Below are 19,405 nucleotides of genomic sequence, written 5' to 3' on the forward strand. Positions count from 1 at the left end.
TCTTCCGGTGTGGATTTTTCATTTAGAATAAACTCCAAGCTCATCAATTCCAGGGATAAACAAGTCAGACAGCTTGATCATTTCAAGAATTGTTTCACGGGCACTTTCTTTATCATTCATTAACTTATAGCGTAAGTTTGGATCAAAGCTTACAAATACTCCATTTTCTTTAGCGGATCTCATCGCTTTTAAGGTCATGTCTTTACATGATTCACTTAGAAGCGGTGTGATTCCCGTGACATGAAGGATCTTTGCATTTTTAATATAATCCAAGTCAATCCAATCAGCATCCATTTTACTTGCGGCCGAATGTGCTCGGTAATAATAAACATGGTGCTCGTCACTTTTAATTTTTTCTTTTATAAATAAACCTGTTGGGGCGTCATCTCGATAGAGAACTCTCGACACGTCAACTCCTTCTCCTCGAAGCAGTTGAACGATAAATTTACCGAACTCATCATTGCCAAGCTCGCTCATCCAGGCTGACTTATGTCCAAGCCTGGTGAGTCCGAGCGCAACATTAGATTCAGCGCCTCCGATCCGTTTCTTAAAGTCATCTACGTATCTGAGAGGACCTGAAGTGGCGGCATCAAAGATAAACATCGTTTCCCCAAATGTTACAACTTCCTGATTCATGCCGTATCTCTTCCTTTCTTTCTTTTCTTAATAATGGAACTGATAATCGGCAGGAATAATGAAATAATACCGAGTGAAATAAGTGTTGCTGCAATTGGTCTTGTGAAGAAAATGCTAAACTCTCCCTGCGAAAGCACAAGTGACCTTCTAAGCTCACTTTCTGCCATTGGCCCAAGTATTAAAGCCAGTACAATTGGGGACGTTGGAAATCCATATTTCTTCATAAAGTAACCAATCAAACCAAATGCCAAGGCAATATATACATCAAAAATATTATTACTAATCGCATAAGAACCAACGACACTTAGAATTAAAATAACTGGAAGCAGCCAATGAATTGGCACTTTTAATACCTGAGCAAACGCTTTAACCCCGAGTAATCCAAATACAATAATCAATACCGCACAAACAAGCATGCCGGCAAATAATGCGTATACTAAGTCACCGTTCGTTTGGAAAAGCATTGGACCCGGCTGAATGCCTTGAATAATAAATGCCCCTAGCAGGACAGCAGCAACCGCATCACCTGGGATTCCAAGTGTCAAAAGTGGCACCATTGCGCCTCCAGTAACACCATTGCTTCCTGCTTCAGCAGCAGCAACCCCTTTAATATTTCCTTTCCCAAACGAATCTTTGTCCTTCTTCTTTGCAAAACGCTTTGCTTCATTGTAAGAAACAAATGCGGCAATATCTGCCCCGGCACCTGGAATGATTCCGATAAACGTACCAATAATAGAGGATCGGACAATGGTTACCCATAGTGAAAGTGTTTCTTTAATTTTTGGAAGCGAAATGGCAGAGCGCATTTTAGGCTTTTTCTCATCTAATCTTGTTTTGTACTGCATGAATACTTCAGAAATGGCAAACAACCCAATCATAACCGGGATAAAGTTTAAGCCACTAAGTAATGCACCTTGTCCAAATGTAAACCGTGGAAAACTTGTCATCGGATCAAGACCAACTGTCGCAATAATCAGGCCAAACGCTCCGGCTATCAGTCCTTTCACTACGTTTTCTCCAGAGACACTGGAAATAATGGCGAGTCCAAAGAAAGCTAACGCAAAAGATTCAGGTGCACTAAATTGCAAAGCAACCTGTGCAAGCTCCGGTGCGATGAGGATAAGTGCGATCGTACTGATTAAAGAGCCGCAACCGGATGCAATAGCAGCGACCGCTAGAGCTTTTCCTGCTTCACCTTTTCTCGTTAAGGGATACCCATCAAGAGTCGTAGCAGCAGAGGCTGGCGTACCGGGGGTATTTAACAGGATGGCTGCGATCGATCCGCCATAGATTGAACCAAAATAAAGACTGATTAACAACAAGATTCCCGGCACGGGCTCCATGCCAAAAGTAACTGGCAAAAACAAAGCCACTGCCATTGTGGAAGTTAGTCCAGGCATCGCACCAATCACGATTCCTGCTAAAAGCCCACCTATAAGTGAAAAGAAGATTGCAGGTACTAATAACTCTGAAAATCCATTTAATAATTCGATCATCGCACTCTCTCCTTAATAAAGCCATCCATGAGGTAGCGGTACATTTAAAAGCCACTCAAACATGAAGATGATAACGGCTGCTATGGCAAGGGAACCTACTGCAGCAGCCTTGATTCCACTTTTTTTACTCATGATTAAAATCGTAAAGACGATGATAGCTGTAGAAACGAAAAAACCTAAGAAATCAACTAAAATGACATAAAGTAAACTGAGTCCAATGATCGACCAAGGGGAACCTTTTCCCCCTTCAGGCTCATTACGTGACGGCGCAATGATCAAGAACAACGCCAGTCCAATTAACAAACATGCCATAATAATTGGAAAGAACCCTGGTCCAGTCAGTTGGGCTGGATTACTCGGAAACCCAAGCGAAATAACGAGTACAATTGTTCCAAATGCGACTAAAATGATGCCTATAATTCTATCTGCAGTCAGCACAGCGGCGCCTCCCGTTCTTTAATTTGAAAGTCCAAGGTCTGAAATCAAGTCACTAAACAAATCATCCTGGCTTTCCATTAGACTTAAAAATTCTTCCCCAGATGCGACTTTGTATCCTAAGTTCAACTTTTCAATCTCTTCTCTAAACTCATCCTTTTGACCAACAGCGATAAAGTACTCTTCCATTTGTGCTACGATCTCATCTGGTGTTTCGGTTGGTACTGCTAAGCCTCTCCACGTTCCTAATGAAATGTCATAGCCTACTTCTTTTAAGGTTGGTACATCTTCGTGTGTCGCTAATCTTTCATCAGCCATGACACCTAATACTTTTAGGTTTCCTGCTTCAACCTGAGTTTCAACTTCACCTGGACTAACGGATACAGCATCAATATGTCCGCCCATTAGAGCCGTGATTGCTGGTGCTGCCCCTTCATATGGAACATAGTTGAACTCAACGCCAGCTTCTTTAGCCAAGCCTGCTGCTGCAAGATGCCAAATAGCTCCACTGCCTGAATTACCTACATCTAAAACGTTCGACTCTGCATCAGCAAGGAATTCCTCAATCGTATCCCAAGGTGCGTCAGCCTTAACTGTAATCGCTGCCGGATCTTCATTTAATTGAACAACCGGTCTGAATTCGTCATACGTAAAATTCGCAAGTCCCTGCTGCGGAAGCGTTAACAATTCAACCGTCACCATACTAACCGTATAACCATCGGGATTTGCTGACACACCATTTTGCATGCCTACAGCACCACCGCCGCCTTCACGATTAACAACCGCAACACCTTGATCAATGTCTTCTTTAAGCAGTTCAGCAAAGCTTCTTGCAAGAATATCAGTTCCGCCCCCAGCAGAGTAAGGAACCATGATCTCTATATTTTTTGAAGGATAGTCCTCTGCACTTTCCCCAGATGACCCATTTCCTCCGCATGCTCCTAATAATAAGACTGTTGATAAACCTAAACCCGTCCATAATTTATTCAAGTAACCCATCCCCTTTTCACTTTCGTTCCTTATTAAGGAACGACGTTCTCTGATTTTATTTAAAAAGAAATCAGCGGAAAGCGCCGATCGCCTTTGAAATTAAGTTTGCTGTGTGAATCAAAATTGGTTTTAATTCTTCAATCTTCTCATCTGACATTCGATCAATCGGACCAGTTACACTTATCGCATTTTCAACTTTTCCTTCATGATTCCAAATCGGCGCTGCTACACAGCGAATACCTAATTCATGCTCTTCATTATCCAAGGCGTAACCTAACTGTTTAATTTGACTTAATTCTTCCCTGAAAGCTTCTTCAGAGGTGAAAGTATGAGGTGTATATCCCTCTAATTCAGCCTGATGAAAATACTTTTTCAACTGAGCTTCATTAAAATGAGCTGCAATGGCTTTGCCTACACCCGTACAGTGAATAGGAGCCCGTTTGCCTGTTCTGGAGAAGATTCGTATCGTCTGATTCGGTTCGACTTTATCAATGTAAACCATTTCAAAACCGTCTAACAGAACAAGGTGAGTGATTTCTCCTACCTTTTCCACCAATTCCTCTAAAAGCGGATGAGCTTCTTCAACTATGTCAGTCGTATCAATCACATAAGATTTTATTTCTAAAAATTTCAAACCTAATCGATATCTTTGCTGATCAACTGTTCTTCTTACATAATGCTTGCTTTCTAATGAAGAGAGTAAGCGATGGGCAGTGCTCTTTACGACTCCAATTCGATTCGCAATTTCTGTTACCCCCAACCCTTTCGGATGCTCTTTCAAAATATCAATAATCTCTAATGCACGATCAACTGCTTGAACCAACTGATTATCACCTACCTGCGAACGTTCCTTATTACGGAACGGCGTTTCTTTTAACTTCAATCCAACTATAATTGAATATGAAAACGGTGTCAATAATAGTTTTAACGTTTTAATAAAATTGGCTGTTTTGCCAGTAGACTAAACTGAAAGAAGGCGCATGCCCCAACGTTCCTCGCGGATTTGCACCTCTTAGTTGGTGAACATTCCAAGCATGAAAAGTAACCTCATAACAAAACCTGAAGTCATTCTTAAACAAACGTTTATTTACTTGTTCTCATATAGCTATTAGAAAAGATCGACAAAAATATGATGTATTCTGCTTTGCATTGTGAAATAACCAATCAAATTTCGTGTATCTCATTTTTTTGAGCACCCCACCTCAGTTCCCGCGCATTTTTCAGATTTCCGCGCACCGATCCTCAATTCCCGCGCATTTTCAGGTTTTCCGCGCACCCCACCTCCATTCCCGCGCATTTTCAGATTTCCCGCGCACCGAACCTCCATTCCCGCGCATTTTCAGATTTTCCGCGCACCGAACCTCCATTCCCGCGCATTTTTCAGATTTCCGCGCACCCCACCTCCATTTCCGCGCACCCCACACCGTTTTTGAGCACCGAACTCTGGTTTTTGAGCATTCTCAACTTTTTTGAGCATCGTCATCAGTTTTTTGAGCACCCCACCCTTTTTTTTGCGCATTTTCAATATTTTCGAGCACCGCCATCAGTTTTTTGAGCATCTAACCCCGTTTCCCGCGCACCACCAAAAAACCCAGCCTAATCAACTCAGGCTGGGTTCGACTTATACTGTTTGAGATTCTTCAATTACTTCTACTAGTTTGCCTTTCACGATTAACCGCTGCTCTCCTGACATCGTGCATGTGATTAGAGTAATTTCCGCTTCCTCTGAATCATCTAGTACGTCCAATTGAGTTGGCTCTACGATAGAAATGCTGTTCACTTCATAAATATAGGTTTTCCCTTCAGAGATGAGTCGAACTTCATCGCCGTCACTTACATTGGATAATTGTCTAAAATGGCGATCCCCGCGATAGCCGCGGTGTCCGGCTATGCTGAAATTCCCTTCGCCTGGTGTTTGGTTTTCACTGACTTGAGTTAAGGCAATAGCTAAGTTTTCTTCTGTTGTTTCGTCTAGTACGTATTGTTCTAAGTCAATGGACGGAATGTCTAATGTCATTACGTTCTCGAGCTCTTCTTTGCTCCATTGTGTTTCTAATTCTTGGACGGAGCCGTTAAGAGGATCAACTTCTAATGAAGCAAGCGCACCCTCTAGTGCAGATACGCCTTTTGATTGCTGCCATTCATTGTAGAGAGGAATGGATACAAACACTATTCCCACTAAGATGAAGATCAATCCGATGAGTGACTTTCCTTTTATCAAGAGAGCTCCCTACTTTCCGGTTACTTTTCTTGAACGCTTGCTTTGAATCATGAACCCTGCACCGATCAAGATGAGCATCATTCCTGCAAATAGGTACAGCAGATACGTTTGCTCTCCAGTTTGTGGAAGGGTACCAGCTTTCGATCCTGATGCAGGAGTGGCTGCTCCTAATTTTGGACCACTTGTACCTGATGCTACAGGAATCAATGTATTCGGGCTCTTTATAACTGTCGATTCTGTTTGAGTCGGTGGTTCAGTTGGCTCTCCCGGTGTTCCCGGTTCCCCTGGTTCTCCTGGCTCTCCCGGCTCTCCCGGCTCTCCTGGCTCTCCTGGCTCTCCTGGCTCTCCTGGCTCTCCTGGTTCTCCTGGCTCTCCTGGCTCTCCTGGTTCTCCTGGTTCTCCTGGTTCTCCTGGCTCTCCTGGCTCCCCTGGTTCTCCCGGACTACCCGGCTCCCCTGGCTCTCCTGGCTCTCCTGGCTCCCCTGGTTCTCCCGGACTACCCGGCTCTCCTGGTTCTCCTGGTTCTCCCGGCTCCCCTGGCTCTCCTGGCTCTCCTGGCTCTCCTGGCTCTCCTGGCTCTCCTGGCTCTCCTGGCTCTCCTGGCTCTCCTGGCTCTCCTGGCTCTCCTGGCTCTCCTGGCTCTCCTGGCTCTCCTGGCTCTCCTGGCTCTCCTGGCTCTCCTGGCTCTCCTGGCTCTCCTGGCTCTCCTGGTTCATCTGATGTGACAGTGTTGGTGATCTGGATTTCGATTATTTCTTTATTGCCTTTTAGTACCTCGACTAGGTGAGGTGTTGGGTCTAGTTCGTATCCGTTTGGTGCTTTTGTTTCGACAAAGACATAGGTGCCTGGTGCTAGGTCTTCATGGATTTCTCCATTTGTATCCGTTTGGAGGTTTGCTTTTATGATGTTGCCATCTGCGTCCTCTAAACGGAACTCTGCTCCGGCTAGTGTAAGTGTTTGGTTGTCTTTGTCTACTTTAATTAGGACAACTGAACCGTTCTCCAAAGTATTTTCCATCGACCTTTCTGCTGCAACTTGTTGTCTTTTTCAATGGTAAATAAAATTGGAGTCTCGTCTATCACATAGTGTTCTGGTGCTTTTGTTTCGACAAGTTGATAGTCACCTGGAGCAAGCTGGTCAATCTTGATTTGACCATTCTCGTCAGTCACTAAACCTGTTTGTACTTCTGCGCCGTCTTTATCGAGAAGGGCAAATTCGGCTCCTGCTAAATAAAGTGTGGCGTCCGCTGAATCGGTTTTTGTAAAAATAAATGATCCTGGTGTCAGCGTATTTTCCGCTTGGATCACAAGCGATTGTTCCTGACCTTTTACGATCTCAAATGCGTATGGCTCATCACTCAGGTCGTATCCAACCGGTGCTACAACTTCGATAAATTGATAGCTTCCTGGTTTTAAGTCACTCACTGTGATGCGTCCGTTCTCATTCGTTGTTAATTCTTCTGCAACTAATTCTCCATCTAATGTTTCCAGACGGAATTCTGCTCCTGCAAGTACTGTAGAGTCTACATCGTCTACTTTTTCAAGGACAACAGAGCCGTTACTTAATGTGTTCGTTGCTGTCACAACAAATGCTTGATCTTGCCCTTTTTCGACGATTACTTCATATTCAGTATCATCCAGCACATAATGCTCAGGTGCTTTCGTTTCCACAAAGTAATACGTGCCTGGGACTAAGTTTTCAACAACAATGCGTCCATCTTCATCTGTAACAAGATTTTCGTGGACAGTTTCACGATCTGCATTCACTAATTTGAACTCGGTTCCTGCAAGTGTGACATCTGGATTGTCAGCATCTACCTTCACTAATACCACTGAACCTGGTGTTAGCGTGTTGGTAAATGTCTTTTCAACCACTGTTTGCAGACCTTTTTCAATGGTAAAAATAATTGGTGTCGCGTCTTGCACATAATTGATTGGTGCTTTTGTTTCGACTAATTGATAATCACCCGGAGGTAACTGACCAATCGTCAACTGACCATTTTCGTCTGTTACGAGTCCTGTTTGCAACTCGTTACCAGACTCATCAAAAAGTGTGAATTCTGCGCCTTCAAGTGCAACCTCACCATCTACTGAGTCCACTTTTGTTAATGTAAACGAACCTGGTGTTAACGTGTTCTCCTTGGCTAGAAGAGGAATCTCATCCTGACTGCGTTCCACCGTCACCGGAATTGGTGTGGCATCCGGCTCGTAGCCGAACGGTGCTTCTACTTCAACGACTACATAATCTCCTGGCAACACATTTGTAAAGATTAGTATTCCTTCTTCATTTGTCACTTCTGTTGCGACTATAGCCCCATTTTCATGACGAAGCTCAAATGTCGCTCCAGGAAGGACGATAGAAGAATCGAGACTGTCGGTTTTCACTAATGACACCTGACCGCGAATCAGTTCATTGGTGACCGGCACTTTTTCGATTGTTGTCTTCTCGCTGCGCTTAATCACAAATGTAATTGGCGTCGCATCTACAACAAAATCAGTTGGTGCTTTTGTTTCCACAAAGTAATAACTTCCTGGTGCAAGACCTTCCACAACCAGTTTACCTTCCTCGTTTGTTACAAGTTTTTCTTCTAAAAGATTATCTTCTGCATCAAACAAGCTAAATTCTGCTCCTGCTAATGTTTCACTTGAATCATGTTTGTTCACTTTCAACAATTCCACTGATCCTGGAACAAGCGTGTTTGTTGCTTTGACGATTCTCACTTCATCTTGACTCTTTGTAATTTCAAATGGGTATGGCTGATCATTCAGTACATAGTCAATTGGAGCATTGATCTCCACGAACTGATATGTCCCTGGCTTCAAATCACTCACAACAATCCGGCCATTCTCATCTGTTACGAGCGACTCTTCAATAACTTTTCCATCCGATGTTTCTAATCGGAATTCAGCATCTTTAAGTTTCTCACCTGATCCATCGTCTTCTTTTTCAAGTACAACCGATCCTGTAATTAACTTGTTCTTCGCTGTGTACGTTGCGGATTGCTCCTGGCCTTTTTCAACCACAACTTCAATTTTGGACCCATCTAACTGATAATCCGCTGGTGCCTTTGTCTCTACAAAATAGTAGGTACCCGGTGCCAGATCTTCGACAACGATACGGCCATTCTCATCCGTGACAAGATCTTGCTTAATGATCTCGTCATCTTGATCAACAAGCTTAAACTCGGCTCCAGCTAACACAACCGATTCATCATCCTCATCGACTTTCACTAAAGCAACTGAACCTGGTTTTAAAGTGTTTGTAACTGGAACAAGTTCAACTTCCACTTGCCCTCGCTCAATCGTAAATGCAATCTTCTCATCACTTGCAAGATAATGCTCTGGTGCACTTGTTTCTACAAAATAGTAATCTCCTGGCTTCAAATCATGGACTTCAAGCAGCCCCTTCTCATCTGTGACAAGCTCAGTTTGAAGCTCTTTATCATCACTTGTGTAAAGGCTGAACACAGCGCCTGCAAGGGCCGTTCCATCCTTGTCATCTGCTTTTTTCAGTAAAACAGAACCTGGAATAAGGTAGTTCTTCACATTCGTTTCAAACTGAACCTTGGTTTTTTCACTTGGCTTAATTTCAAATGAAATCGACTCTATCAGCTTTTCATAATGCGCAGGTGCCTTTGTTTCCTCTAGCTCATACTTACCTGGTGCTAGACCTGTAATCTCAAGGTACCCGGCTGCGTTGGTCTCAAGTCCCTCACGTACCGTTTCACCTTTTTCATTCAATAGCTTAAACACAGCCCCAAGCTAGAGGCGTCTTATCATCACCATCAACCTTCTTAAGCTTCACGCTTCCTGTTACAAGTGTGTTTTTCTTATCCGGTAGTTTTAACGTGTCTTTTTCACCGGCTTTCACAGTGAACTCAATTGGTGTGGTATCCAACTGATAAAATTCTGGTGCTTGTGTTTCAATCAATTGGTACTCACCCGGACGAAGATTTGTTAGTTCAACCACGCCGTCCTCATTTGATGTTACGTGCTCTTGAATCACCTGACCGTCTTTTGTAACTAGCTTAAAGACTGCACTTTCTAGCCCTTTTCCAGTAACAGAATCCACTTTCTTAAGCGTTGCAGATCCTTTTAGAATTTCGTTGGTCTTCTGAACCTTTACGACTTCCGTTTGGAAATCTTCAATTGAAAATTTAACCGGTTCCGCGTCAAGAATGTAGCCTGATGGTGCTTTGGTTTCAATGAAACGGTACTCGCCTACTTCAAGATCCTCGTAGCGTAGCTTCCCGTTTTCTACCTTAAGCCCTTCTGCCACCACTTTCCACGTGCCTTCGTCTTTGTGCTCAAGTTGGAACTCCGCGCCATCTAACGCTTCGTTTGTTTCTTGATCCACTTTTGATAGCTCAACATGTCTAGTAATCTTTTTGTTTTCAACTTTTAGATTTTTATTGCCATCAATCTTCACGACCTCTTGATCTTGAAGCCCAATTACATACCCAACCGGTGCTTGCTCTTCAAGCAAAATGTAATTGTCATAACGAAGATTCGTGAAGCGTGCTATTCCGTCCTCGTCCGTGACAACGCTACGAATGGCGATACGTCCCTCACTATCGTACAGCGTGAACTTGGCCCCAGCTAATTTCTCGCCAGTCTCTGCATCTACCTTTTTCACTTCAAGACTGCCGCGTTCACCGCTTCCGGTACCGCCACCTGTTGTGAGACTTACTTTAATGCTTTTGCTAGATTCCACTGTTTCAGTCGTGATATTTTCCCCATTAAACTTCGCCTTATTTGTAATGGTCTCGCCATTATCTGCGTTGATGTAAGACTGATACTCTAAGATGTAGGCTGATGTGATCTTGTTGTTAAACGAGAGATCAAATCGTTGTGATCCATCCTCTTTTGTCTCAATTTTCAGCTCGTAGTCTTTGCCTTTCTCAAGCAAAGCCCCTTTTGAGACATTTCCATTTGCTGCTACATTCGTTGAATACAGCTTAAATGAATCCTCTAGTAAAATCTGATTGCTTCCCTGCTCGTCATTCACCACCGCATTGGAAACCGTAGATTGTGTAAAGTTGATATCAATCTTCCAATTAATCAGCTTCCCGCTTTGTCCACCTGTTTTATTGACGTAGCTTCCACCGTGGTTAACACTTACGCGTGCATCAAGGTTCAATGCTTTCCCGGTATCACTCGTGACAACGGCACGGTTGTCATAAAAGTTCTTAATTAATTGATCCTTTAAATCTGTTTTGTACTCAATCCAGTAAGCTCCTGTTTGTTCTCCGTTAAACGTAACAACAAACTTCTGGTCGCTAACAATGAGTTCATAATCTTTGCCTGCTTCGAGCTGAGCGCCTTTTTTCGCTCCGTTCCACCATGTTTCAAATTCCATTTTATAGACTTTGATTGTGTCAGGAAGCAGCTGCTGATTTCCTTGAATTTCATCAGTGACTACAATGTTGTTTTGCTTACGCAAATCGTAGTTCACACCGACATTCCAAGTAATTTCCTTTGTTTGAGCATTATATGAACCATTCTTAAAACCATTGTTCTGAGTGTACTCATCCGGCCAGAACTCAGAGCTAGCTTCTTTATCCTGGGTTTTACCTTGTTCATTCTTCCAACTAACATTAACAGTATTCTTAAACGACCTCTTACCTTCTATTAAGTTCTCAAAGTAAAAGTACGTCGTGTATCGAATATCATGTTGATGTTCAATATCTTCTTTAAAGGTTAAGGTATACCCATCATCAGTTGCGACAACCGTATAATCTGTTCCCTCTTTCAGTTCCTTGTTAGTAGCCACATTCTTAACATAAAAACTACCTTCTTTTAAGGTGAGCCCCTTGTGATTAAAGGTATCGTTAAGCACAACTTCCTTCATCTTGTGGGAATCTCTGTTAATACTAATGTGCCAATCTACTGTTTTATCTCGGTAGTTTCCATTATTGTGCCATTTGTTGATAACAACATGGTTAATCCCTTGATTTGAATCTTTTGATTTGTCTCCAACCGTTACCTTGTTATTGATATTCCCGTTATCAATCACTCGGTCATTCGATTTTGTCTGATAGGTAATCTTGTATGCCTGGTTAATATCTTCAGTAAACTGTAGATCAAATCCATTTCCTTTTGGTGTAACTGTGTAGTTTGAAGCTACTTTCTTAACAGACTCACGACCATTCTCGTCAATCTCGATCTGTTCTACTTTAATCGAGTCCTCCAATAATCCATGAGAGCTTGAAAATTCATCTTTCAATAATGCGTCCTTCTGACTTATGGAGCGCTCATTGTAATTGTATTTGATCTCCCATGTAATGGTTTGAGTATTCGGGTTGTAGTTTGCACTCCGCTTCTCAAGCGGTTGACCACGTTTCGTCCCAACCGTCGCCTGCGCCTTCAGATCATCTTGGTTGGAGCTAGTTAAGACAACATCATTCTTGTAAGTCGTCGCTTCGCTATCCGTGATTTCTGTGTCATATACTACTCGATAGGCATTATTTAACTCTTCCTTAAACGCAATCTCAAAAGGACTTTCTTTCAAAGAATACTTACTTGAATCAAGCTCTTCTCCTTGGCTGACACTGCCATCAACGTTCACATTTAACTTGTAAACTTTCACTGTGCCAGGTGAGAGTGCTAGATTATCTTCCAAGAAATCCTTCAAAACAGCATTTTGTAAGGTAGACATCGACTTATTAAAATCAACTGTCCAACTAATACTTTGCGCATTGTACGCGCGATCGGCAGCTCCCTTTTTATCGATCTCGCTTCCACCTGGTGTTCCAAACAAGACAGGAATCTTCGCAATCACTTCATCAAAGATTTCAAAGATGATCTCGCGTTCCACGGTTCCTTCAAGCTTTTCTTTAATTTTTGTTTGGAAAAACAGCGTTCCTTTTATATTGGATAATTGTTCAATGGTTTCATTAAATGTCACAACGACGGTGTTATCCATCGCAAGTGTAAATGTTCCTACACTGTCGCCATCAAAGTCTAGGTTACCCGACACTTCGTTAAAGACTTCAAACTCTTCAGGCAATTTAAACGTGAATGTGGACCCGCTTGCATAACCATGTCCGTTTGGTAATGCCCAGTCCATATAAATGTTTGCCACACTTCCGCGTACTGGACGATAGTCAGGATTCTCATCCCGGTGAATAGGTTGGCCCTCTGCGTTTTTCAGTTCAACATTTGTGATGATGTTTTGTTCAATTTCAGAAACAACTGCTGCGATTGTTACTTCTTCATCTTCAGCTTGATCTTCCTCTTGCTCTTCTTTCGTTGCTTCAGAAGCCTCATCTTTCTCAGCTTCTTCTTCTTCAGTTACTTCTTCTTGCTGCTCTTCGTCTTGCTGTTCTTCTTTTACTTCTTCCTCTGTTCCTTGTTCTTGCTCATCTTCTTTTACTTCTTCTTCAACCGTTTCTTCCTGATCTTCTTCCTTTACTTCCTCATCTACCGCTTCATCTTCCTTTACTTCTTCCTTTACTTCTTCCTCAGCTACTTCTTCTTGCACCTCTTCAGGCTGCTCTTCGCTTACGTCTTCAGTGGCTTCTTCTTCAATTACTTCTTCTTCCTCAACCACTTCTTCAAACGTAAGACTAAGCACTTGTTCAGCTGTGCTCCATTTGAAGGAAAGCTCGTGTGCTCCACTAAGCTCTTCTACTTTCTCCTGGTTCCACTCTGAGTCCAAGCTGATAAAACCTTCAACATTTTTCTCTTGAGGGAGAACGGTCAGTGCAATCGTTTGGTTGACCACTTCGTAGGTACCGATCACGGTTCCTTCGTCTGTATGTATGTCACCTGCTGATTCTCCTGTAAAAGTCACTTCCTCAGATACTTCCACTTGCTCTGTAACATCGTCCCCACTTGCCTCGCCAGAAATCGTGACGAGTGTCTTGAATGATTCTTCTTTTGAGACGTTCAGCTCCCTTAATGATGTCTCATTCCCATTTACCAAATCAACCACCAGGTTAAGCTCATTGCGATCATCTTTTGTCTCTGCCATCGCAATACCTGAGCTAGCTAAAGTAGGTTGGAAGATAAAAAGAAGAATGAGTAGGAGTATCATCCCTTTTTTCTTCATAAATATTCCTCCTTAATAAGTTTTCAGACCTATTATAATCGTACAAAATTGACCATAATAGCATTACTTTTGAACTTGTAAGAATGAGTTATTTAGACCTATACATATTTTTCATTTCTGTGCCCATTTGCTTATACCCTCCATATTTCCTCCGCATTTTACATATCTTCCTATCCAGGAATCATTAACCACTCCTTTATACCTATTTTAAAAAGTATCAAAAAAGAACGAATCCAATTCGAATGTTCCCTCAAAATCGGGACCATTTACTCAAAATTTAGAACAAAATTAATCTATTCATTTTTAAGCCGATATATACCTTAATTCGAATTCATTCGAGCCAAAAAATAGAGAAAGAGAGTGATAGGTGGTTGAGAACAATTAGAGGAAAGCTATTCAGTGTGTTTGGGGTTGTACTTTTTTTATTTGCGGGGTTGTCCGTATATTTGGTCGTCTCCTTAATCCAAACGAATGACCGTATGGAAACGATGCAAGACGTGGACTTTGAACTCGTTGTCCTTCAGGAACAAATGGCAAATAGTATGAACGATCGATTAGCATTAATTAGAGGGTACATTATCTTTGGCGAGGCCGATTTTTTAGATCGTTTTGAAGCGGTGAACGCGCGAATTGCTGAAACGAAGGAGCAATTAGTGACCTTATCTTCTAATGAACAACTACTCACTACCATTGAAAAATCAGAGCAATGGCTTGAGATTATTGAAACGGAAGTCCTACCTGTTTATAATGCAGGCGACACTGAAACAGCCAACGAGGTTATGCGTAATTCTACAACGATGATCGCACGTGATATTACAAGTAACTTTCAGGAACTAGCGGAAAACCGTCGCAATAGTATGGACGCAAGCTTTAATACCAACAAAGAAGAACTTCAGACGATGCAGACACTGGTTATTAGTATTGTCAGCTTTACAGCTCTTATCATGATTGTCCTAGTTTTATGGCTTGCGAGATCTATTACCAGACCATTAAAACAACTTGTAAATGAAGCTGAACTCATTGCCAATGCCGACCTTTCCAGTCCGCCTGTTCAAATCAAAACGAAAGATGAGCTCTCTCTACTCGGGTCTTCATTTAATGAAATGAAAGCCTCACTCCAACAACTCATCGGACAAACGAGAAGTGTAGCAGAAAATGTCGCGGCTACCTCACAACAGCTTTCAGCCAGTTCAGAAGAAACATCAGCGGCAACGAATCAAATAGCAGATACCGTACAATCTTTAACACATACAGCCGATACAAGTGTGACCCTTTCAAGCGAGAGCATGCAGGCTTCCACACTTATGGAAGAAAAAGCGCAACATATTACGCAAGCAACCCAACTAATGAAAACGGATTCCGAGGAAATGGGCACTCGCTCTCAAGAAGGACGAAATTCGGTCGCACAAGCGATTGAACAAATCGAGTCCATTAATCAAACAGTGGCGTCGTCATCTAAGACGATGAACCTACTTGATGAGCAAGTAACCGAAATTAGCTCAATCTTAGAATTAATTACATCCATATCTGATCAAACCAACCTATTATCGTTAAACGCAGCCATCGAAGCCGCTAGAGCCGGTGAAAGTGGCAAAGGCTTTGCTGTCGTAGCAGGAGAGGTCCGTAGCCTCGCCGAGCAATCCAAAGCTTCCGTTACACAAATCGAAGCTATGATTAAAGGAATCCAGCAACAAGCCAAATCAGCAGCAACCGATATGCAAAAAGGTACAAGTGAAGTGGAAAAAGGCACACAAATGATCAAAGGCGTCGACCGATCCTTTGCAGCCATCTCCACCTCCATCGATAAAGTCACAAACCAGATCCAAACCGTCTTCGCCTCGGCCGAAGACATCGCCAAACAAACATCACAACTAAAAGGTCACATCACGCAAATGAATCAAGCATCCGTATCCACACTCGCCAGCACAGAAGACGCCGCCGCAAGCACCGAAGAACAACTTGCAGCAATGGAAGAAGTCGCCTCATCCGCGCAAGGATTGGCAGACTTAGCTGGAGATTTGAGAGATGAGATTTCGCGGTTTAAGGTGGAATAAATAAGTAAGTATAAAGAGTGAGCCCCCTACAGTGGAAGTTGGTAGGGGGCTTTTTGCGATGTATTTATGTGCTGAGTCGATGTATTCAGCTTTTTCCCGATGTATTTCTGCTCCGAGTTGATGTATTCATTCTTTTCTCGATGTATTTCTGCTCCGAACCGATGTATTTCTGCCCCGAACCGATGTATTTCTGCCCCGAACCGATGTATTTCCACTCATCTCCTTGGTTGCTGAAGCACAACAAAAAAACAGGTAGAACCCCTAACCCATGGATTCTACCTGCCTAAGCCTTCAACTTTGAATAGAGTAAATATACTAGGTTAGAAACAATCAGCAGAATGATCACCCCAACAAAATGAATGGTCAATCCGTCTCTGTTATCATTTTAACTTAATTGCAGTTTGCATTCTATAAATAGCTAAGCACGATAAAACGACTCTTAAAAAACTCACATATAATTACCAAAAAATTGATTTAACCTTTTGAGAAAGGGTATGGGTAAATATGAATATGTAGGGAGGGGTTCTATTGAAACGCATGTATCTTTTGACTTTTAGCGCATTCTTTATTGTTGGATGTAGCCAAGAGAAAAGTATTGAAGACATTCAGGAGGACTATTCAATTGATCTCACTATACAAGATACAGACGACGTCGATCCAAGTACCATAGCGCAGTTAGATCAAGAACAAGTGGAAGGATTATTAAACCATATAGATGTATTTAAAAAGTATGAGGGCGTAAATGAATTTAGTATTGTTGAACATAGTCATTCGGCTAATCAGCAGATCTATCGAATCGAATTAGATATGCCAATCTCTGACCCTATTAGCGGTTTTGAACTTAAACGGTCTGTTAGATTTGATACGAATGATGATTCCGAACAATTAGAACCTCTCGAGATTAGTTCCTCAGGACATGGGGATGGTGGAGTTGATTGGGTTTCCGACTTGGATCCACTCATTGAGACATCAAGTTCTGAAGCGAATCTTGAGATCTTAGGAGAGTGGCAAGGAGAATTCATTTATTCCGGAGATCTCATCCGGTTTAGTGTACCAAATACTTGGTATATCAACATTTCAGCCGATGATTTACCACGATACTAGATACTAAAAAGCATCTAAGAAGATGCTTTTTACTATCCAGTAAAATTAAGCTTCTTTATTCTCCCACCGGCTCCAACGCCCGCAATTCCTCTTCTGTGAACTCAACCGACCAGTCATTCGGCGCGTTAAATTTCACCACTTCTCCCTGATAGATAAACTCGCCACGCCACTCACCTATCACTTCAATAGACACAATGCCATCTGATGTATTCACAACCGGTTCGACCAACTGCACCCATTCTAAACCCCCGCCACCATTCAATCCAGAGTCTACTTCCCTTGGAATAAAGAAAGAATCGGAGGGTTTGATGTCAAAGTAGATCATTCTCAATAACTCATAATTAGGAATTTCTCTTTCTGGAGCTTCTAGTTGAAGGGTAAAAAATTCTCCTTCTTCGCCATCCATATGAAACAAAATCTCAAAATCAGGCTGCTCGTCCGCCTGATATTCCTCAATATACGTGAGCAATCCCTCAATCTGTTCTTCGTCTAAATTCGCCATTCGATCCGGATCCCGATCACCTATTTCTTCAGTAAAAAACTCCACGGAGTAGTCCTCTTCAAATTCCTCAAGGCTTTTGCCACTGCTGCAACTGGCAAGTATAAACGATAAGACAAGCATGACATACGCACGCTTCATAAACCCTCACTACCCTTCTATTTATACCATTTCCCCTTTTATTTGATCGCTCAACCTATTTTCTGTTAATGTTTACATAGTCTAAAATTAAGAGATGGACTTGTATCAATTTTAGTTAGAGGATAAAGTCACACTGCGCGAACTCGACATGTCGGTTATTACAATAAGGAGGAAGGTTTACTTTGAGCAAAAAAACTATTTTGATTTTAGGAATTGCTTTTATGGCTGTCACCCTTGTCTTTAATCTTTTCTTTCAAACTTTTGTTGGGGATTTATTAATGACCCTTAGTTTCATAGCGTTTTTAGTGGTAGTTATAGGGACTGTATACTGCGTCATTCAGTTTTCAATTAAACTATTCATTTATAATCGAAAGAATCGAAACGATACATAAAACAAGCACATCTCCTCACAAGGAATGTGCTTGTCCCACCGTCTAATACCCCTTAATCGAATCCACAATTTCCCGCGGATACTCCGCCCGCTTAATCCAACGAATATCCTCACCACTCAGATCAAACCATTCTCCCTTTACTCGTTTTCCCTTCCAATATTGGTGAAACAACGTCTCCGTTTTGTGATAATTTTTGCTTTGCAAAGTGTGGATGAGAGTGATGGTTCCTGGCATAATCGTTCCGAAGTTATTGCGAATTCGCTTCTCGACATCGATTGCTTTGCCCACTTTGATAAGATCACTTCCGGAGTCTTTCACAAAATAAATATAACCCGCATCGGTACTCTGAGAGTCATAGCGCTCGCGAATGAGCCCAAGCTCATGCCATTCCTGCACTGGCTGTTTGTCCTTTTTATAACTAGACGATACATGCTTAAGTCCCTTCCACAACAACAGACAAACCACTGCCACCAAAAGAAATTCAGCATGTCATTCATAAGGCTTCACCTCTATGTCCTGATTCATAATACACGGCGAGTACACTCTATCAATCTGGTGAAAGCCTGTCCTCTTTTTGTGTGCGACAAGGGTGCGGTTCTTTTGCAGCAATACATGCGGAGTCGCCCCTCTTGCCTTAAGGGCATTTCGTTCAAGAATCGCCGAGAGAATCGGGAAGTGATCTTGCGCTGATCCCAACAACCCATTAAGATAAATGGTTCGACATGGCAAAACCGCAAACAGCTCACGCGCCACACGCACTAAACAACTATAGACATACGACTCATATAATATGATTCGCTTTGTTTTCGGGAAGTCTCGATAGCGAATCTGCCCTCGTTTGGTCGCATATTCAATCTTTGAGGGGATTACCTCTTCCATTGAGTGGAGGAACACATCACATTCCGCTGTATTCTGGTCGTACTTATGTAAGCTATAGGATTTGGCAATTGTTTGTTCCTGATGAAATGTTGCATGGAGCCTAACAACCTCTCTCCAGACATCTTGTTCCCCACTCATCACTTGTTGAACAAACGGATGGTTCACTTCCCACTCCTTATAAAGCTTCAGATCCTCGTTCGCTGCTTTTCTCTTTCTATACTGCCAATACATTGGCTTTACTTTATGAATGCCAATATACCTTTCTAGCATAGGAGGCTCGTACGATTGAAGCTTCGTTGCCCACACAGCTTCACCTGGCCCAAGTTGACCTTTGTTAAAAGGCTTCAGTGACCTTTGCTGCCAATCGATGGGTTCACACCAGTTCTTATGAAATTCCTCTAATCGCGTAAGAAACGACTCTTGTGCCGAGGTTACCTTGCTACTCATATTCATCACCTTAGCGTAGCTTTTGTAAAATTGGTGCAATTATACATTTAATCACCTGA

The 19,405-nt window shown here is 42.3% G+C and carries 15 protein-coding genes; 2 read left to right on the plus strand and 13 right to left on the minus strand.

The genetic code is table 11. From position 1 onward, the window contains the following. Positions 1-18 precede the first annotated feature (18 nt). The 10 genes from NDM98_RS10535 to NDM98_RS10580 all read right to left on the minus strand — a co-directional run bounded on the left by NDM98_RS10535 (position 19) and on the right by NDM98_RS10580 (position 13,830). A complete protein-coding gene (locus tag NDM98_RS10535) occupies positions 19-636 on the minus strand; it encodes a sugar kinase (RefSeq protein ID WP_251607225.1) in 618 nt (205 codons plus the stop codon). Then, entirely contained in the window at positions 633-2,132 is a 1,500-nt protein-coding gene (locus tag NDM98_RS10540; protein ID WP_251607228.1) for a tripartite tricarboxylate transporter permease, read from the minus strand. Before NDM98_RS10540 ends, NDM98_RS10535 begins: the two co-directional genes overlap by 4 nt. 12 nt (positions 2,133-2,144) lie before the next feature. Next, positions 2,145-2,570, minus strand: a complete 426-nt coding sequence (locus tag NDM98_RS10545) for a tripartite tricarboxylate transporter TctB family protein (RefSeq protein WP_251607231.1) — start codon at positions 2,568-2,570, stop codon at positions 2,145-2,147. An 18-nt stretch (positions 2,571-2,588) separates the two neighbouring features. Then, positions 2,589-3,557: a tripartite tricarboxylate transporter substrate binding protein gene (locus tag NDM98_RS10550; protein ID WP_251607234.1), complete on the minus strand. Its 969-nt coding sequence runs from the start codon at positions 3,555-3,557 to the stop codon at positions 2,589-2,591. A gap of 70 nt (positions 3,558-3,627) precedes the next feature. Next, positions 3,628-4,473, minus strand: coding sequence for an IclR family transcriptional regulator (locus NDM98_RS10555; protein WP_251607237.1), 846 nt, complete (start codon positions 4,471-4,473; stop codon positions 3,628-3,630). Positions 4,474-4,896: 423 nt separating this feature from the next. Continuing rightward, the gene (locus NDM98_RS10560; protein ID WP_251607240.1) at positions 4,897-5,082 is read right to left on the minus strand and encodes a hypothetical protein; all 186 of its coding nucleotides are present in this window, start codon (positions 5,080-5,082) and stop codon (positions 4,897-4,899) included. 96 nt (positions 5,083-5,178) lie between these two features. Further along, a complete protein-coding gene (locus NDM98_RS10565) occupies positions 5,179-5,778 on the minus strand; it encodes a class D sortase (RefSeq protein WP_251607243.1) in 600 nt (199 codons plus the stop codon). Positions 5,779-5,787: 9 nt separating this feature from the next. After that, complete coding sequence (locus NDM98_RS10570; RefSeq protein WP_251607246.1) at positions 5,788-6,795, minus strand: SpaA isopeptide-forming pilin-related protein; 1,008 nt, start codon at positions 6,793-6,795, stop codon at positions 5,788-5,790. After that, on the minus strand, positions 6,759-9,530 hold the full coding sequence (locus tag NDM98_RS10575; protein ID WP_251607249.1) for a SpaA isopeptide-forming pilin-related protein: 2,772 nt from the start codon (positions 9,528-9,530) through the stop codon (positions 6,759-6,761). The genes NDM98_RS10570 and NDM98_RS10575 overlap by 37 nt, the downstream gene beginning before the upstream one ends. Next, entirely contained in the window at positions 9,523-13,830 is a 4,308-nt protein-coding gene (locus NDM98_RS10580) for a collagen binding domain-containing protein (protein ID WP_251607252.1), read from the minus strand. Before NDM98_RS10580 ends, NDM98_RS10575 begins: the two co-directional genes overlap by 8 nt. 371 nt (positions 13,831-14,201) lie before the next feature. Between NDM98_RS10580 and NDM98_RS10585 the strand changes: the two genes are divergently transcribed. Both NDM98_RS10585 and NDM98_RS10590 read left to right on the plus strand, forming a co-directional pair. Then, positions 14,202-15,884 (plus strand): methyl-accepting chemotaxis protein, encoded by a 1,683-nt coding sequence (locus tag NDM98_RS10585; RefSeq protein WP_251607255.1) that lies wholly within the window; start codon positions 14,202-14,204, stop codon positions 15,882-15,884. 528 nt (positions 15,885-16,412) lie between these two features. Further along, positions 16,413-16,988 (plus strand): hypothetical protein, encoded by a 576-nt coding sequence (locus NDM98_RS10590; RefSeq protein ID WP_251607257.1) that lies wholly within the window; start codon positions 16,413-16,415, stop codon positions 16,986-16,988. 55 nt (positions 16,989-17,043) lie between these two features. Here NDM98_RS10590 and NDM98_RS10595 read toward each other — a convergent pair whose 3' ends face one another. The 3 genes from NDM98_RS10595 to NDM98_RS10605 all read right to left on the minus strand — a co-directional run bounded on the left by NDM98_RS10595 (position 17,044) and on the right by NDM98_RS10605 (position 19,346). After that, on the minus strand, positions 17,044-17,628 hold the full coding sequence (locus NDM98_RS10595) for a hypothetical protein (RefSeq protein ID WP_251607259.1): 585 nt from the start codon (positions 17,626-17,628) through the stop codon (positions 17,044-17,046). 434 nt (positions 17,629-18,062) lie between these two features. Continuing rightward, complete coding sequence (locus NDM98_RS10600) at positions 18,063-18,416, minus strand: GIY-YIG nuclease family protein (RefSeq protein WP_251607261.1); 354 nt, start codon at positions 18,414-18,416, stop codon at positions 18,063-18,065. A gap of 93 nt (positions 18,417-18,509) precedes the next feature. Further along, positions 18,510-19,346, minus strand: a complete 837-nt coding sequence (locus NDM98_RS10605) for a hypothetical protein (protein WP_251607263.1) — start codon at positions 19,344-19,346, stop codon at positions 18,510-18,512. Between the last annotated feature and the right edge of the window lie 59 nt (positions 19,347-19,405).

Source organism: Alkalicoccobacillus plakortidis, from assembly GCF_023703085.1.
GTDB classification, from domain to species: domain Bacteria; phylum Bacillota; class Bacilli; order Bacillales; family Bacillaceae_D; genus Alkalicoccobacillus; species Alkalicoccobacillus plakortidis.

What these genes read in the sequence shown, in the direction of transcription:
- NDM98_RS10535 (WP_251607225.1), bottom strand. Translation starts at nt 636, where the DNA reads ATGAATCAGGAAGTTGTAACATTTGGGGAAACGATGTTTATCTTTGAT.
- NDM98_RS10540 (WP_251607228.1), bottom strand. Translation starts at nt 2,132, where the DNA reads ATGATCGAATTATTAAATGGATTTTCAGAGTTATTAGTACCTGCAATC.
- NDM98_RS10570 (WP_251607246.1), bottom strand. Translation starts at nt 6,795, where the DNA reads ATGGAAAATACTTTGGAGAACGGTTCAGTTGTCCTAATTAAAGTAGAC.
- NDM98_RS10580 (WP_251607252.1), bottom strand. Translation starts at nt 13,830, where the DNA reads ATGAAGAAAAAAGGGATGATACTCCTACTCATTCTTCTTTTTATCTTC.
- NDM98_RS10595 (WP_251607259.1), bottom strand. Translation starts at nt 17,628, where the DNA reads ATGAAGCGTGCGTATGTCATGCTTGTCTTATCGTTTATACTTGCCAGT.
- NDM98_RS10605 (WP_251607263.1), bottom strand. Translation starts at nt 19,346, where the DNA reads ATGAGTAGCAAGGTAACCTCGGCACAAGAGTCGTTTCTTACGCGATTA.